18 protein-coding genes and 4 tRNA genes are annotated in these 16,420 nt (G+C 33.0%); 2 read left to right on the forward strand and 20 right to left on the reverse strand.

Going from position 1 to position 16,420, the window contains the following annotated elements:
- The first annotated feature begins 41 nt into the window (after positions 1-41).
- Positions 42-527, forward strand: a complete 486-nt coding sequence (gene lepB, locus EXD82_RS06060) for a signal peptidase I (RefSeq protein ID WP_142536029.1) — start codon at positions 42-44, stop codon at positions 525-527.
- Between the two features lie 85 nt (positions 528-612).
- Here lepB and rpsD read toward each other — a convergent pair whose 3' ends face one another.
- The 19 genes from rpsD to yedF all read right to left on the reverse strand — a co-directional run bounded on the left by rpsD (position 613) and on the right by yedF (position 14,679).
- A complete protein-coding gene (gene rpsD / locus EXD82_RS06065) occupies positions 613-1,209 on the reverse strand; it encodes a 30S ribosomal protein S4 (protein WP_142536030.1) in 597 nt (198 codons plus the stop codon).
- Between the two features lie 337 nt (positions 1,210-1,546).
- Positions 1,547-2,290 carry a hypothetical protein gene (locus tag EXD82_RS06070; protein ID WP_142536031.1) on the reverse strand — a complete coding sequence of 248 codons (744 nt, stop codon included), beginning with the start codon at positions 2,288-2,290 and terminating at the stop codon, positions 1,547-1,549.
- Positions 2,283-2,774 (reverse strand): RNA polymerase sigma factor, encoded by a 492-nt coding sequence (locus tag EXD82_RS06075; RefSeq protein WP_142536032.1) that lies wholly within the window; start codon positions 2,772-2,774, stop codon positions 2,283-2,285. The genes EXD82_RS06070 and EXD82_RS06075 overlap by 8 nt, the downstream gene beginning before the upstream one ends.
- A 163-nt stretch (positions 2,775-2,937) precedes the next feature.
- Positions 2,938-5,091 (reverse strand): ABC transporter permease family protein, encoded by a 2,154-nt coding sequence (locus EXD82_RS06080; protein ID WP_142536033.1) that lies wholly within the window; start codon positions 5,089-5,091, stop codon positions 2,938-2,940.
- A gap of 171 nt (positions 5,092-5,262) precedes the next feature.
- A tRNA-Thr gene (locus tag EXD82_RS06085) sits at positions 5,263-5,338 on the reverse strand.
- Positions 5,339-5,351: 13 nt separating this feature from the next.
- Positions 5,352-5,427 (reverse strand) — tRNA-Val (locus tag EXD82_RS06090).
- An 8-nt stretch (positions 5,428-5,435) separates the two neighbouring features.
- Positions 5,436-5,510 (reverse strand) — tRNA-Glu (locus tag EXD82_RS06095).
- Between the two features lie 5 nt (positions 5,511-5,515).
- Positions 5,516-5,591, reverse strand: a tRNA-Lys gene (locus EXD82_RS06100).
- 236 nt (positions 5,592-5,827) lie between these two features.
- Complete coding sequence (gene dnaB, locus EXD82_RS06105; protein ID WP_142536034.1) at positions 5,828-7,156, reverse strand: replicative DNA helicase; 1,329 nt, start codon at positions 7,154-7,156, stop codon at positions 5,828-5,830.
- 14 nt (positions 7,157-7,170) lie between these two features.
- Positions 7,171-7,623 (reverse strand): 50S ribosomal protein L9, encoded by a 453-nt coding sequence (rplI, locus tag EXD82_RS06110; protein WP_142536035.1) that lies wholly within the window; start codon positions 7,621-7,623, stop codon positions 7,171-7,173.
- Positions 7,624-9,633, reverse strand: coding sequence for a DHH family phosphoesterase (locus tag EXD82_RS06115; RefSeq protein ID WP_142536036.1), 2,010 nt, complete (start codon positions 9,631-9,633; stop codon positions 7,624-7,626). It lies immediately after the preceding gene.
- A gap of 10 nt (positions 9,634-9,643) precedes the next feature.
- On the reverse strand, positions 9,644-10,627 hold the full coding sequence (locus tag EXD82_RS06120) for a DUF2232 domain-containing protein (protein ID WP_142536037.1): 984 nt from the start codon (positions 10,625-10,627) through the stop codon (positions 9,644-9,646).
- A gap of 193 nt (positions 10,628-10,820) precedes the next feature.
- A complete protein-coding gene (gene rpsR, locus EXD82_RS06125; RefSeq protein ID WP_040410706.1) occupies positions 10,821-11,048 on the reverse strand; it encodes a 30S ribosomal protein S18 in 228 nt (75 codons plus the stop codon).
- Between the two features lie 21 nt (positions 11,049-11,069).
- Positions 11,070-11,546 carry a single-stranded DNA-binding protein gene (locus tag EXD82_RS06130; RefSeq protein WP_142536038.1) on the reverse strand — a complete coding sequence of 159 codons (477 nt, stop codon included), beginning with the start codon at positions 11,544-11,546 and terminating at the stop codon, positions 11,070-11,072.
- Between the two features lie 30 nt (positions 11,547-11,576).
- Positions 11,577-11,861, reverse strand: coding sequence for a 30S ribosomal protein S6 (gene rpsF / locus EXD82_RS06135; protein ID WP_142536039.1), 285 nt, complete (start codon positions 11,859-11,861; stop codon positions 11,577-11,579).
- Between the two features lie 194 nt (positions 11,862-12,055).
- Entirely contained in the window at positions 12,056-13,246 is a 1,191-nt protein-coding gene (locus tag EXD82_RS06140; protein WP_142536040.1) for an aminotransferase-like domain-containing protein, read from the reverse strand.
- A gap of 142 nt (positions 13,247-13,388) precedes the next feature.
- Complete coding sequence (locus tag EXD82_RS06145; RefSeq protein WP_142536041.1) at positions 13,389-13,577, reverse strand: DUF951 domain-containing protein; 189 nt, start codon at positions 13,575-13,577, stop codon at positions 13,389-13,391.
- A gap of 12 nt (positions 13,578-13,589) precedes the next feature.
- Positions 13,590-13,844 (reverse strand): DUF3343 domain-containing protein, encoded by a 255-nt coding sequence (locus EXD82_RS06150; RefSeq protein ID WP_246082019.1) that lies wholly within the window; start codon positions 13,842-13,844, stop codon positions 13,590-13,592.
- Between the two features lie 241 nt (positions 13,845-14,085).
- Entirely contained in the window at positions 14,086-14,679 is a 594-nt protein-coding gene (gene yedF, locus EXD82_RS06155; RefSeq protein WP_142536043.1) for a sulfurtransferase-like selenium metabolism protein YedF, read from the reverse strand.
- Positions 14,680-14,904: 225 nt separating this feature from the next.
- Here yedF and EXD82_RS06160 point away from each other — a divergent pair, with 225 nt between their 5' ends.
- The gene (locus EXD82_RS06160; protein WP_174919177.1) at positions 14,905-15,546 is read left to right on the forward strand and encodes a GerMN domain-containing protein; all 642 of its coding nucleotides are present in this window, start codon (positions 14,905-14,907) and stop codon (positions 15,544-15,546) included.
- Positions 15,547-15,601: 55 nt separating this feature from the next.
- Here EXD82_RS06160 and EXD82_RS06165 read toward each other — a convergent pair whose 3' ends face one another.
- On the reverse strand, positions 15,602-16,402 hold the full coding sequence (locus tag EXD82_RS06165) for a ParB/RepB/Spo0J family partition protein (protein WP_142536045.1): 801 nt from the start codon (positions 16,400-16,402) through the stop codon (positions 15,602-15,604).
- Between the last annotated feature and the right edge of the window lie 18 nt (positions 16,403-16,420).

The following is a 16,420-nucleotide window of genomic DNA, read 5'->3' on the forward strand; positions in this document are numbered from 1 at the left end:
AATAAACGATTTTTATTTGCATATAGAGAGGTGAACATATTATGTTCAAAGACAAGAAGATATTAACTCCAAAGAAAATAGTTTTGTCGATTGTATTATTAGTATTTTTAGCGACCTGTATAATATTTAAACCTGTTAAACTAGATAATATGTTCATGTACCCACAATTTGAGGAAGATGACATTTTGGCAGTCAACAGATTTTCCTATAAATTTTCCGATATCAAAAGGGGAGATATAGTATATGTAAAACTTCCCAATTCCAATAGATACGATATAAGAAGAATTGTAGGACTTCCTGGAGAACATCTGAAAATAGAAAATGGACATATTTATATAAATGGCAAAAAACGGAATGAAGATTATCTGATATACGATACAAACGGAGATCTGGATAATACAGTCCCAGATGGAAAATTCTTCATATTTGGCGATAATCGCCCTATAGACGATGTAGAAACAGACTACTTCATCTCTTCAGAAAATATCATAGGAAAAGTTTCATTCAGAATTTATCCTTTAAAATAATTTTTCCTCCTGACCCCCGTTTAATCGGGGGTTTTTCAATCAATATAAAAAGAGCCCTGTATATACAAGGCTCTGTGGTGTGATACTATAATTTTGAGTAATATTCTACCACTAGGATTTCATTTATCTCTATTGGTATTTCATTTCTTTCAGGCTTTCTAATAAGCGTTCCAGAGAAGTTTTCCATATTTTTTTCAAGATATGGATATACATCGAGTGATCCGTTTTCAAAATTCTTTCTGAACATTTCATTGGACTGTGATTTTTCTCTAAGAGAAACAACATCTCCTATAGATACACCATATGAAGGTCTATCAACTTTCTTTCCGTTTACAAGTATGTGCCCATGCACAACCATCTGTCTTGCCTGTCTTATCGACGAAGCTATCCCAAGTCTGTACACTATATTATCTAATCTGCATTCAAGAAGCTGTACAAGTACTGTCCCTGTAGAATCCTTTGATTTTTCAGCCCTGTGCACATAGTTTGCAAACTGCTTTTCAAGTACACCATAATATGCTTTTAGTCTCTGTTTTTCAAGAAGCTGTAACCCATACGGTGAAAGTTTTTTATCAGCTCTTGAAGTTCCTCTACCTGCTCTGTCCATCGCCTTTGGATGTCCACATACATTCAGTCCAAGTCTTCTGCACTGTTTGAATCTTGGTCCCATCATCTTTGCCATTTTATCTATTCTCCTTAAAAATTAAATTTGCCGCGATAATTTTTAAGCCTGAATATAATATAGCATACGCTCGATTAATTGTAAATGATTTTCACTTTCTTTTGTTGATTTTATTTCTCATTAATTTACATATTAAATAATATAAAAAAAGAGAACCGCGTAGCGGTTCTCGGATCAAGAAGTGTGTAATTTTAATCGGCGCAAATACTAAAGGCATTTTTATTTTATCCCCTGCAGACAAGGGGGTATTTGTCTGACCTGAATTAAATATAACACATTCTCGATTAACTGTAAATGATTTTCATTATTATTTTATTGATTATATTTCTCACTTCTGCTATTTTGCATCTATGGCCTCATGTACCATCTGTATCATATCATCCTCTGAGATGGATAAATCCATTCCGTATAATGAGTAATATACTCCCCCTTTTTCCCAAGAAATATGTTTAAACTTCTGTATTTCAACTTCACTTGTTCCATAACTGAATATATATTTACCAGATTTTTCATCTTTCTTATCCTGTTCTGTCATCTCATAGTCTGCTGGTACAAATTTATACATATCCTCTGAATAGAATATATCTGTTCCCTTATATGAATCAACAGGGTTTGATATCTGATCTGTTCCTATTTTCTTTGCAGATGATTCAAGCGTTACTACTTCATTTCCTTTTTTATAATCAAATATTACATTCTTTGCTTTATCTACTGAGTTTCCATTATCATCAAGTCCTTCTGTGTCCTCCTTGTAGGCTTTATCAAATTTAAAACCATTGCTGAAACTTTCAAGAAGTACAGGTTTAAAACTAAAATCTTTCATTATCTGATCTTCTGTTGGAAGTTCTTCATAAAAAGCTATATTACTTGAATTTCCAACTATACTTGTTATATTCTGTGCTGCAAAAACTGTTGTCCCAACTACCATAATTGCTGCTGCTATTAATATTCCTCTTTTTCTGAATCTGAATTTCATACTATGCTCCTCCTCTTCAGGTAAACTATCAAGAGTCATTCTAACTGTATCCTTGAAACTCTCTGGAGTTTCAGGAAATATATCCTTTGAATATTTTTTATTCATAACACACCTCCATACTTCCAAGCTCAATCTTTAGAAGATTTCTTCCTTTTGATAATCTGCTTTTAACTGTTCCTGATGGTATTTTAAGAATATCTGCTGTTTCATCAACTGAATATCCTTCTATATAATGAAGAAGAAGTGTTATTCTTATCTTATCTGGGAGTTTTGAAACTGCAAGATAAAGGTCTGAGTAATCTTCTTTTTTCTCTGATGCGGTATTTTCAAAATACTCATCATAAGACACCTCTTTTTTCTGCTTTTTCTTTATACTGTAACATTCATTTATAAGAATTCTTATAAGCCATGTTTTAAAATATTTATCTTCCCTAAGTGTATTTTTCTTTCTGAAAGCTTTTAATATTGCAGATGATACGGCATCTTCACAGTCCCGGTCATTGATAAGTATGGATTTTGACACTCTGTATAATGTATCTTCTGACCGGATTACCTTTTGTTTAAATACTTCTGTGTTCAATTCATACATCATCCTTTCATGTCTATATAGTACTATATTTTCTTTTCATCTATTAGATGATTTAACTGTCTGAAAGGTTCACTTAAAATAAAATATTTTCTCAAAAAATTTAAAGGGAATTTTCATAAGCTAAATGCTCACAAAAATTCCCTTTTATAAATTTAAGGTGGTTTTACTTGGTTGCTGATTTTCTTCTCGATTTATCTAATCGTATAAAATCAGATTTCAGTAGATACACGGTATTTATAATAGCCAATCCTACTGCATACAATGTATTTACATAATTTCTTTCATATGCTGTATGTTTAGATATAACCTGTTTATTTTCAGAAATACTTCTGCTTAGAATAGATCTAGATATAAAATGTTCCGCGTAAAACTCTATATTATCTATACTATTCTTACTTATATCTTTATCATAATCAACATATATATTATTATATGTACTATCGCCAATCATTGTATCTACATTCCTGTCAGAAACAATTATTTCCGGCTTTGAATCCCTTATCCGATTGCCTTCTTTCCCCCAAGTTTCGTTCAAAACTGCACATACTCTTACAGGTATAGTTCTCTTTTCAATCTTATTTCCACTCAGGTGATTTACAGATATATTTATAATATCTCCTACTTTAATCTGATTATATGCTTTACTGTATTTATTTGTATATTTATCATAAACATAGTTGTATAAAGCTACATTTACATATTTTCCTATATCTTTCAGTTCATCTGGATTTCCATCTTCAACAGAAGAACTTATTTTTTCCGAAATAGCTACATTATCTATGAATCTAATATGATTTATATACTCTGTCATTCCTTTTCTATCTATTCCCATAATACGTTTAAAATCTTCGCTAGTAGATTCACTATCAACAGTTATACCCGCTGTTTTTAGATACTGCTTATCCACTGTCCCTACATTTTTGTATTTATTCAATGTATCTACATCTATTATCTCTGTTTTAAATCTGTCTATATCGCTATTAAGCGGAGTATTTATTTCAAGATCATGGATATACTCTATATCAGAAGAACTATAGTCCATCTTTTGAGGTATTCCTATTACTGTATATGTAACTATATATATACTCATAATAACAGATATAATATTCATCACCTTTGAATAAACCCTCGACTTTTCTGATGTCATTTTTATCGCCAATGAAGTTCCAGCTGCAACAGATACTACAGATACAAGCACAACATACATAATAGTATTTATATGTATATATAGAGTATCATTTGCTATATTTTTAATCCGTTCATCCCTCAATACAATAAGAGAAAGTTTTGAGACTGCTGCCCCAAAAATAATTCCCAGAACAGTTCCATATATACCTATCATAGCCGATTTTTTTATTATATATGATTTTATATCGTTTATTTCTTCTTTTTCTACAACTTTTCTCCATGCAGAACTTATAATATTGCATATTACAAATATTACTGCAGCTGCAAGTATAACATTTTCTGTACGCAATACGTTTCCTACTGCATTTTCAGTAGTTTTCATCCGATTTATACTGTATTTTTCAGGATATATAGAATCCTGCCCTATGTTGTATTTTTTTGCTGTATTGTATATATTGTCTATCAACTCTTTTGATGTAAATTTTTCTCCGCCTTTGAATTTAACAAGTAAATCATAACTTACGGCTTCATCTGGAATAATTGTATTTCCATCAAAGTTTCCATATATATAACTCGTCCGTCTGATATTATTCCGACCTACATCCACCTGATTTATTATATCTTTATCGTAGTATTTTCTCTTTACAAGACCTACAATCTCAAATTTTTTCATATCGGAATACACCTTTTGTTCCCCATTCTCAGACATATAATTTTTTCTGAGTTCAAAGTTTACAGTTTTTCCTATTGGATTCTCTCCAAGTCCAAGATTTATTATTGTGTCATAATCAACTACTATCTCATTATTATTTTTTGGAAGCCTACCCTCTAAAACTCTACCTTTCTCCTCAAAATAGGATTTCTTTTCTTTATCATCATATCCATTTATAGATTTGAGTTCACTGCTCATACCAGTTCTTGTGTTTATAAGCTTTCCAAGATTCTGGACATTATCCGAGCTATATATATTAGCGTCGTTTTTTACGGATGTCATTTTTTCTTTTTCTATATCTACGTATTCTGTATCGTAATCTCCAAATATATTGTTATACACATCAGCTCTTCCTGCAAGATGCGAAATTTGTATAGTGTTTACAGAAAATAGAAATCCTGATGCAATAACAACAACTATAAGCATTATAAGAAAACTTTTGTTTTTTATGCTGTCTTTTTTATTTATATTTTTCATGTCGATGTCTCCTTTCAGACAATGTAATTAACTGTGTTTATGCTTTTATAATATCAATATAAAAGTATAAAGCAATAGATATTGCCTGAACGACACCTAAAACGGTATGAATAACATATATATTAATTTTTACATAAAAAAAGAGACTATCTTTCGATAATCTCTATATACTGGAGCTGGTGATAGGACTCGAACCTACAACCTGCTGATTACAAGTCAGCTGCTCTACCAATTGAGCCACACCAGCGAGTTCTGTTTTATGGTGGGGTTAACAGGGCTCGAACCTGTGACCCCCTGCTTGTAAGGCAGATGCTCTCCCAGCTGAGCTATAACCCCACTGTAAATGGTGACCCGTAGGGGAATCGAACCCCTGTTACCACCGTGAAAGGGTGGTGTCTTAACCGCTTGACCAACGGGCCAGAGATGGTGATCTATCCGCGGCTCGAACGCGGGACACCTTGATTAAAAGTCAAGTGCTCTACCGACTGAGCTAATAGACCATCTTCTGCTGTGGCTCTCTCAGCCACAAGTAATATTATATACAGAATGCTATTCCTCGTCAACACTTTTTTGCATAAATTTATTCAATTTTTTTATTCAAACTTATCAATATTTATCCACATTAATTCTGTGTATACTGTTGATAAGTTTTTGTTTATTTTTCAACATTCTTTTATATTTGTGCAAAAAAATCCACAGAATAAGGTGTTTTGAACCTATGTTCTGTGGATTAAATTTATATTTCTTTAATTTTATCACCGAATCTCTGTACAGCTCCCATCCATACAAGTTCCACAGATCCGGTTTCTCCATGTCTGTTTTTTGCAATTATTATTTCTGCTATATCCTTTTTTTCCGAGTCTGAATGATAGTACTCATCCCTATATAGAAACATTACTATGTCGGCATCCTGCTCTATCGCCCCAGAGTCTCTCAAATCCGAAAGTACAGGTCTGTGATCTGCTCTCTGCTCCGGACTTCTTGAAAGCTGAGAAAGTGCAACTACAGGGCAGTCAAGTTCTTTTGCAAGTATCTTTAGTGATCTTGAAATTTTTGATATTTCCTGCTGTCTACTCTCACTTCTGCCTTCTGATTCCATAAGCTGAAGATAGTCTATAAGTACCAGATCCAGTCCATTTTCTATTTTCAGTTTTCTACACTTTGATCTGAGTTCACTTATATTTATGCCTGGAGTATCATCTATGAATATTTTAGCATCTGACATAACAGCCATTGCATTTATAATTCTAGGCCAATCGGCATCTCCAAGAGTTCCTGTTTTCATTTTTTTAAGCTCTACATTCGACTGAGCTGATATCATACGCTGTGCAAGCTGCTCCTTTGACATTTCCAAACTGAATACAGCCACAGATGCATTTCCCTTAAGTGCGGCATTCTGAACAAGGTTAAGAGCAAATGCTGTTTTTCCCATCGCAGGTCTCGCCGCTATAAGTATAAGGTCTGTTTTCTGAAGTCCGTTTATCTTCTTGTTCAGATCCTTAAATCCTGTTGTAACACCTGTAAAATCGCTTCTATTTGTATAAAGAGATTCTATACTTTCATAGGTATCCATAAGAACCCGATCTATTCTTTTGAAATCATCGCTTGTTCTTTCCTGGGATATATCGAATATTTTCTTCTCGGCCTGTTCAAGAACATTCCGGGCTTTTCCTCCACTTTCATATCCCATATTTATTATATCGTTTGACGCTTTTATAAGCTGTCTAAGTACTGATTTTTCCTTTACAATGTCAGCATAATATTTTACATTCGATGTTGTAGGAACTATTGTTGAAAGACTTGTAAGGTAGCTTATTCCACCTATGTCGTCAAGATATCCTCTGCTTCTCAGTTCGTCTGTAAGAGTAACCATATCTATCGGCTCGTTTTTATTGCTCAGAGTAAGCATACTTTCGTATATTATTCTATGAGCATCTTTGTAGAAATCTCCCGGTCTTATTGTTTCTGCCACTGTTATCATAGCATCCTTATCAAGAAGTACAGATCCAAGTATAGACTGTTCAGATTCGACACTATGAGGTGGCACCCTTCTTATTTCTGACATATCATCACCTGATATTATTTATTTTTTTCTTTTACATCCACTCTTATATTTGTAGTTACTTTAGGATGTATTTTTATTTCGACTCTTCTTGATCCAAGAGTTCTTATAGGCTCATCAAGAAGTATTTTTCTTTTGTCAACTTCTATACCTTTCTGTTTTTTAAGCTGTTCTGCTATATCTTTTGATGTTATAGAACCAAATACTCTTCCGCCTTCACCGGCTTTAGTGTATATTTCTATATTTATTTCCTCCATCTGTTTTCCAAGAAGAACTGCTTCATCATATTCTTTCTTTGCATGGAATTCCTGTGATTTTTTCTTTTCATTAAGTTCTTTTACAGCATTTGTATCTGCCTGTATAGCCATTTTTTTAGGGAAAAGGAAGTTTCTTGCGTATCCATCACTTACTTCTTTCATTTCTCCTTTTTTACCTGTTCCTTTTACGTCTTTTAATAGTATTACTTTCATCTATTTTTCCTCCTTCTGATTCTCTTCTTCAAGATACTTTTCTATTATTTCATGTACCATTTTATAAGCCTTCTGTAATGATACATTTTTAAGCTGTGCACCGGCTATGTCTATATGACCTCCGCCTCCAAGTTTTTCCATCATTACATGAACATTTATATCCCCAAGGGATCTGGCACTTATAAATATTTTTCCTTCTTTCTGTCCAAGTACAAAAGACGCATCCACATCTCTTATACTTAGAAGTTCGTCAGCGGCTTTCGCTATTATTATATTTACATTATCTATCTCAGATGTAGTATATCCTATACATATTCTGTTGTTTATTATCTTTGTATTCTGTATTATTTCCGCTTTTACTATAAAGTCACTTATATCTGAATTAAACAGTTTTTTGACCTCTATTGTATCTGCACCAATTCTTCTAAGGAATGATGCTGCCTCAAATGTTCTTACTCCTGTCTTGAATGCAAAGTTCTTTGTATCAAGACATATTCCCGCAAGAAGTCCATCTGCTGTCAGTTTGTTTATTTTTATATCCTGATCCATATATTGTATAAGTTCTGTTACCATTTCACTGGTAGATGATACATATATTTCGTGGAATAATAAAACTGTATCGCTTATAAATTCAACACCTCTTCGATGGTGGTCTATTACAACTATTTTTTCTGATATATCCAGAAGTTCCGGACACTCAGTAAAGCTTGGTCTATGTGTATCCAGAACAACTACAAGAGTATCTTTTTTACACAGTTCTATTGCATCTGAATGATTTATAAATATTCCTTTATAGTATTCATTTTTTCTGACCTTATTTCCAAATATATCTATCGCTTCATTTATACTGCTAAGAACTATATTTGCTTTCTTGTCACATGATTTACATATATCATAAATTCCGACAGCTGCCCCCATTGCATCCATATCCGGGTATCTATGCCCCATTATAAGTATATGTTCACTCTGCATTATTATTTCTCTAAGTGCATGACCTATCAGCCTTGATTTTACCTTTGTTTTCTTTTCTATTGCCTTTGACTTTCCTCCATAGAATGCGAAGTTGTCATTTGTTTTTACTACAACCTGATCTCCACCTCTTCCAAGGGCAAGATCAAGCGCACCTGTAGCCATTTTAAAATTATCAGCTACAGTTTCTCCTTCTACACCTATACCGAAACTTATAGTTACAGGAAGGCTGTTTCCTCTGTTTATATTTCTTATTCTATCCAGTATTTCAAACTTTTCTGATTCAAGTTTTTTTAGTTCTTTTCTCGTCATAACGATAAAGAATCTACCGCCAGATATTCTTTTAAGTGCTGCTTTTGACGTAGTTTCCAGCTCTGACAGAGTCCTTTCTATGTCCATTGTCAGAAGTGATCTGTTTTCCTCCCGTGCACTTTTTAAAACTTCATCATATCCATCTACTTCTATAATTCCTATTACATTTTTATTGTCGAGATACTGCTTTCTCATCTTTCTATACTCTGTTCTATCTATCATATAGAGTATCATCATATAATCTGAGCTCGAATCTTCTCCATTTTTTATAACCTTGTATATTACTGTATACTGTCTTCCATTGTGTACTATATCAGTATACATTTCCTTACCTTCATTAAGATCCTTGTCCAGTTCTATATCTTCAAAAATTTCATCTATATCCTCATTTAGAAGACTTCTTTTACCGGCTATTTCTGAGAACAATTCATTATACATGAATATCTTTCCGTTGAATTTTATTACACATATTGGTATGGGCCGGCTTTCTATAGTTTTCTTTGATGTTTCGTCCATTTTTATAGACAGGCTTTCTATATATTCATTCCACTCGTACGTTCTGGCTTCATTTACTCTTAAAGCTCTATAAAGTACAACTCCAAGAAGGCACATAAATATTATTGCAGCTACAGGATTATATGTCGATAAAACTACACCCTGAACGATGACTAAAAGTGTATATAGCCCGTATTCCTGGACATTTTTTTTCATTTTAGGTTTTATCTCCATCGCTATCCTCCTATATAAACTTTCTCGTATCTGACTTTAGCATTCTGAAGTCCATAAAGCTATCCAGAATACCTATTATTGCCATAAGAACCATTCCTCCTATTGCTGTCAGAAACGCAAGTATTCCTATCGGTAGTATTACAGATGATTTTCCCTTCTGTTCAGCTGATTTCATTATAAAAAATATACATACAGATATTCCCTGTATTATAAACAGCATATCAAATATCATCTGCATATTGAAAAGTATTACATTTCCCATTATATTGCTGCTTATTTCACCTGCTATAAATACAAGTATAAACGATATTCCCACATAGATTATAGGATTTCCCGGTAAATAGAATTCTCTTATTTTACTTCCATTTATATTGTCTGAACCCTTTCTTTTCATAATAGACGTACTTATATAGTAGGTTGTCATGGAATAGAATATTCCCTGTACAAATATAAGTGTTACAATCATATTTCTGACTATATTTTCTATATTTCCAGGTATAATGGAGTTCAGCTGTTTCATATTTTCCTGTGGTATATTACTGTATTGAGCTGTTATATTCTTCTGTACAGAATTTATAAAATCCCATAGCACATCTACGTTGAGCATATACTTTGATATTATCCCGTACGCTATTACTCCAACCATATAAAGTGTTATCCCAAAGAATACAGGATTTCCAATACTCTTTGATTTTTCTTCCGACGTTTCCGCCACAATTCTCCCGAATATTACCGACGGCAGTATATATATTATATACGACCTTATTGCATATGTATTATCCGTAAACAGCATCAGTGCTATAAATGACAATATTAAAAGCGACCATGGATTTCTTTTTTTCGATTCCATAGATGCCATAGCAAATGGTACACATATTACTGCAAATGATATCATTCCAACTATAGGAATATAAAAAGGTAGCAGTGATAGAATTATCGCAAAAACAGGAAGAGCTGATATATTTCTTTTGTTATCTTTTTCAGATTTTATCATCTTTTCACTCCTGTCATTTTACATATAAGATTAATATATTTACTGTTTCAGTTATAACATACCTAATATTAATATTATATCACAAAAGAATATATATTAAAGTCTTATATAATTGCATGTATACTGCAAGCTTTATAACATATGAAAAAAATCCTATCAGCAAAGCTGATAGGATTTAATCCGTTATTATTTACTAGTCTAATGTGTAAGGTAAAAGTGCTATATTTCTAGCTCTTTTTATTGCTTTAGTTAATTCTCTCTGATGTTTAGCACATGTTCCTGATATTCTTCTTGGTAATATTTTACCTCTTTCAGTTACATATCTCTGTAATCTCTGAGTATCTTTGTAATCTATTTTAGCGTTTTTATCAGCGCAGAACTGACAAACTCTTTTTTTCTTACGTCTTCTTTTGTTCATCATGACCAATTTCCCTCCTTTTTATTAAAATGGTATATCGTCATCGTCCACAGCTCCGAAACCATTTGGGTCCAAATCTGGAGACGGACCACCAGGTTCAAAGGCTGGTTCATTCTGATTATTGAAATTATTGTTGCTGTATCCTCCGTCGAATCCTCCCATTCCAGAAGTTTCAACTGATTTTCTGCTTTCAAGAGCATCAACCTGTCTACAGCTTACTTTTGTAAAGTTTTTCCATTCGCCTGACTGTGTCTGATAGTTGTCGACTCTTATCTGTCCCTGACATGCTACAAGTCTTCCTTTTGAAAGGTAATTAGCGCAGAATTCTGCAGCTTTTCCCATCACTTCTATCGGAATAAAGTCAGCTTCTCTTGTGCCGTCTCTTTTTGTAAAATCTCTGTTTACAGCAAGAGTGAATGTGGCAACTGGTGTTCCTGTTCCTGGAATATATCTTAATTCCGGATCTTTAGTAAGTCTTCCGACTAATGCTACCTGATTCATTAAAACACCACCTATTAAAATAAGACTTTATTATGCACAAGCAACTATTATGTGTCTTATTACGTTTTCGTTTATTTTTAAGTTTCTGTCTAACTCTTTTGGAAGTTCAACAGAAGCTTTGAAGTTAACTAATGTATAGTAACCTTCAGTAAATTTAGCTATTGGGTAAGCTAGTTTTCTGTTACCCCAAGCATCTACTTTAGATACTTCTCCACCATTAGCTTCTATTATTTCCTTTATTCTGTTCTGTACAGCCTCTCTAGACTCCTCATCTAGTACAGGTTTAACAACGTAAACTAATTCGTAATCTCTCACTACAATTCACCTCCCTTTGGACTTAACGGCTCTGATATTGTATCAGAGCAGAGAAATGAGAACTTAAATTCTCATACTTGTATATATTACCATAGATAACTTATAAGGTCAATATTTTATTTCATAAAAGCTGATCTTTGTGATTGATTAAAAAAGGGGATGCATTACGCATCCCCTATGATTTCTTATATTTATTATTTTTCAAGTTCAGCTCTTAAAACTTCACCCATTCTCTTGATACCTTCAACTATCTTGTCTTCTGGCATGTTAGAGTAGTTTAATCTACAGCAGTTGTAAACTCCACCATTAGGGAAGAAAGAATCTCCTGGAACGTATGCAACGTTCTTTTCAAGACATTTCTGAGCCATTTCAGAAGCATTTACGTTTTCTGGAAGTATTACCCAAGTGAATAGACCACCCTGTGGATGAGTGAATTTAACACAATCTGGGAATTCTTCTTCCATAGTTTTTAACATTAAGTCTCTACGTTTAACATAGCAAGCTTTTATGTTTTCAACGTGAGCATCTAGGTCATACATTTCTATGAATTTGTTTACTTCCATCTGAGATATTGTAGATGCCTGTAAGTCTGCTCCCTGTTTACATATATTGTATTTAGTTAATATTTCAGGAGCTGCACAAGTCCATCCTAATCTGTATCCTGGGCAGAATATTTTAGAGAATGTTCCAAGGAATATAACAAGTCCCTTAGTGTCAAGAGATTTTAATGATGGAAGGAATTCACCTTCGAATCTTAATTCTCCATATGGGTTATCCTCTATTACAGGTATTTCATATTTATTTATGATTTCCATGAATTTCTGTCTTCTTTCCATAGGCCAAGTTCTTCCTGATGGGTTCTGGAAATCTGGTATAACATATATCATTTTAACTCTGTCGTTTTCCTCTAAAACTTTTTCAAGTTCTTCCATTATCATACCATTTTCATCAGTTGGTATTTCTATGAATTTTGGCTGATATGATTTGAATGCGTTTAAAGCTCCCATGTATGATGGGCTTTCACATAATACTATATCGCCTTCATCTAAGAAAACTTTTCCTGAGAAATCAAGTCCCTGCTGAGATCCACTTGTTATAAGTATATCGTCTGCAGTTACATTAGTTTTAAGTTTTCTGTTCATTCTTTCTGCTATTTTTTCTCTTAATGGTTTATATCCTTCAGTTGTTGTATACTGTAAAGCTATTTTACCCTGTTCTTCAAGAACTGCAACAGAAACTTTTTTCATTTCTTCAACTGGGAATAATTCCGGAGCTGGCATACCGCCGGCAAATGATATTACTTCCGGTCTAGCTGTTAATTTTAATAATTCACGTATTGCTGATCCCTCTAAGTTGTCTAATCTTTTTGCAAATTTTACTGCCATAATAAAGCACCCCCATGAAAATGTTTATTTCAATTATTTGACTTGCAATTATATTATATCAGAATTTCCTTAAATAATACATGCTATTTAGGATTTTTGAATGTTATTTTTGTATCACAAAATCACAAATATTGTATACAATTTACTTAGCTGAAATATGTTTTCTGACTCTTTTTTCAAAGGTTTCTCTATCGAGCATTATTATTCTTCCGCATCCGACGCATTTTATCTTTATATCCATACCTGTCCTTATAATTTCAAATTCCTTGCATCCACAGGCATGCTGTTTTTTCAGCTCGACTCTGTCTCCTACTTGAAGCTGCATCGGCATACAAAACACCTCCTAGTTTATCTCATGAGCGACCTTTGTTCCGTCCTCATGCTTTGATATACAGAATATACCTCTGTATTCTATTTTATTTTCGGCCAATATTGTTTTTATTTTATCCATATCGTCTTTTTCAAATCTTATAGATATACCACAGCTAGCTGTAACTTCCCTCGGCGTTGGAAGTGTTGTCGCCTTTAACCCATCCTCTATTATCAGTTTTTCTGACTTTATCGCATGATGAGTTGAATTGAATGAAACAATATACATATTTTCCAAATTTATAACCCCTTTCAAACATCAGGCTTATAACTTTTGTATAATAATTTCTCAAATAAACTTTTCCTTTGTCGCCAGAATAATTATCAGAAAAGTATCTATATTCAGTATTATACAACTTTTTTACCTGATTGAAAATATTTTAAACTAAGTATATGATAATTTTTTCTTATTTTCAATATAAAATAAAATGCATTCATATCAGAATCAGATATGAATGCATCCGTATAGACTATCCTATTGTTATAGTATTTGACGCACCTTTAAGTGTTTCAACTATATCGTACATATTACTTACTGTACCTGCTTTAAGCTGGTCTTTAAGTCCGTAGTAGTCAAGGCATGTTCCACAAGAAAGTATTTCTACTCCTGCCTCTTCCAGTTTTTTAAGATTTTCTACTGTAGCTTCATTTTCTGTAGATAGAGTAACTCCTCCATTTACAAGTATAACAGCCTTCGGATATGGTTTTGTTTCTGTAAGTGTATAAACAAATCCTTTTATAAGAACTTTTCCAAGTTCATCGTTTCCAGATCCCATTCTATCTGATGATATAAATACAACCTGATCTGATATATCGCTGTTTTCATTTGTGCAGTCATCATCTGATGCTTCACCTTTTATTATTTTTACATCTATTTCTCCGTCTTCTTCTCTTATAACTTCAGCATCACAGTGAAGTGATTTTGCAAGTTTAAGAAGATTCTCTTTTGCTGTTGTGTTATCAACTGTTGTAACAACAACACCTTCTGATATTTTTTCAAGTTCTTTTTTTGTGTTTATTACTGGTTTTGGACAAGCAAGTCCTCTTGCATCAACTTTTATCATAGATAATCATCTCCATATTCATTTTTACTTTCCATATTCATTTTATCATACGCCATATTTGACGATTATAGTTTTTTTCTATTGTAATATAATTATTATCGATATACTTTTGTAAACTTTTATATAAATCATCTTCAAAAAGATTACAATTTTGATATACTAATATTACCTTTAAAAGGGTATAATATTAGTATATAATAGATGTCTACAAAGGAGGTCATCAATATGAAAAACAAAAAACTTTTAGCGCTGTTGGCTGCTTTATCGCTATCTCTTTCATTTGCTGGATGCCAGAAAGCTATAAGCGAAGAAAACAGCTCTGCCACTTCTCAAAAGGAATCAGTTAAAGAAGATAATACCAATGATGATAAAGATAAAACTTCTGATAAAGAAGATGCCGATTCTGACGACAGCTCAGAAAAACAGGAGGAAGCGTCTATATACACATATGATATAGACAGCGATAAACTTGTTGAAAATACTGTAAAACTTGACAAAGTAACACCAGAAAATCTTTTTGCAGAACTTCAGAAACTTGATGTAATTTCAAAAGATGCAAAACTTAATAGTTACGATATAAGTGAAGCAGATGGAATTCCAACAGGTTTTCTTGATGTAAGCAGTGAGTTTGTAAATTCAAATCTTGGAAGTTCAGCTGAATCTCTTATGCTTGATGCAGTTGTAAAAACTATGATTGAAAATACTGATGCAGAACAGATACTTCTTACAGTTGATGGTGGGGACTATGAAAGTGGACATATCCATCTTGGAGCAGGAGATTTCCTTACTGTAAAAGATGGAGACGATTCTTCTGACGATGCAACATCTTCTGATGAACAGTCTGATGAAGCAGATACTGTTGAATAGTTAATTAAATACCAAAACACCGCTTATTAAAGCGGTGTTTTTTATTATATGATTTTTAATCTGTTATCATCGATATAATTGCCTCAAGATCTTCCTCACTGTAGTACTCTATTTCTATTTTTCCACTTTTTCTACCTCTGGTTATATTTACCTTTGTTCCTAATATATTTCTGAGGTTTTCTTCTGCCTCCATTATGAACAGGTCTTTTTCATATACCGGTTTTTCTTTCTTTTTTTTCGGCTTTTCAGACATATTTTCAACAATGGAATCAAGCTCTCTTACTGACAACTTATCTCTTAGAATTTTATTTGCAAGTTTTGTCTGAAGTTCAGGGTCTTCTACCTTGAGAAGAATCTTCCCGTGTCCCGGCGTTATTTTCTCATTGTCCAAAAGCTCTATTACTTCTTCATTTAAATTCAGAAGTCTCATTGAATTTGTTATATATGGCCTGCTTTTTCCCATCATTTCAGAAAGCTTTGACTGCGTAATTTTATATACATCTATAAGCCTTTTATATGCTCTTGCCTCTTCAATAGGTGTCAGATTTTCCCTCTGAAGATTTTCTATTATCGCCAGTCTTTCCACTTCCTCATAACTTATATCCTTTACTATAGCCGGTATTTTTTTCATTCCTATAAGTCTGCACGCTGTATATCTTCTCTCTCCTGCTACTATCATGTAATTATCATTGCTGTCTTTTTTTAGGATTATAGGTTGAAGAAGTCCGTATTTTTCTATGGAGTCCGCAAGCTCCTCTATTTTTTCCTTATCAAAGTTTTTTCTGGGCTGATTTTTATTCGGATATATCCTGAATATATCTATTTCTGTTATTTTATCTGAAGACAATTTTTCCATATTTCTCTCCCCATTTCA

Source organism: Peptacetobacter hominis (assembly GCF_006861675.1).
Taxonomy (GTDB): domain Bacteria; phylum Bacillota; class Clostridia; order Peptostreptococcales; family Peptostreptococcaceae; genus Peptacetobacter; species Peptacetobacter hominis.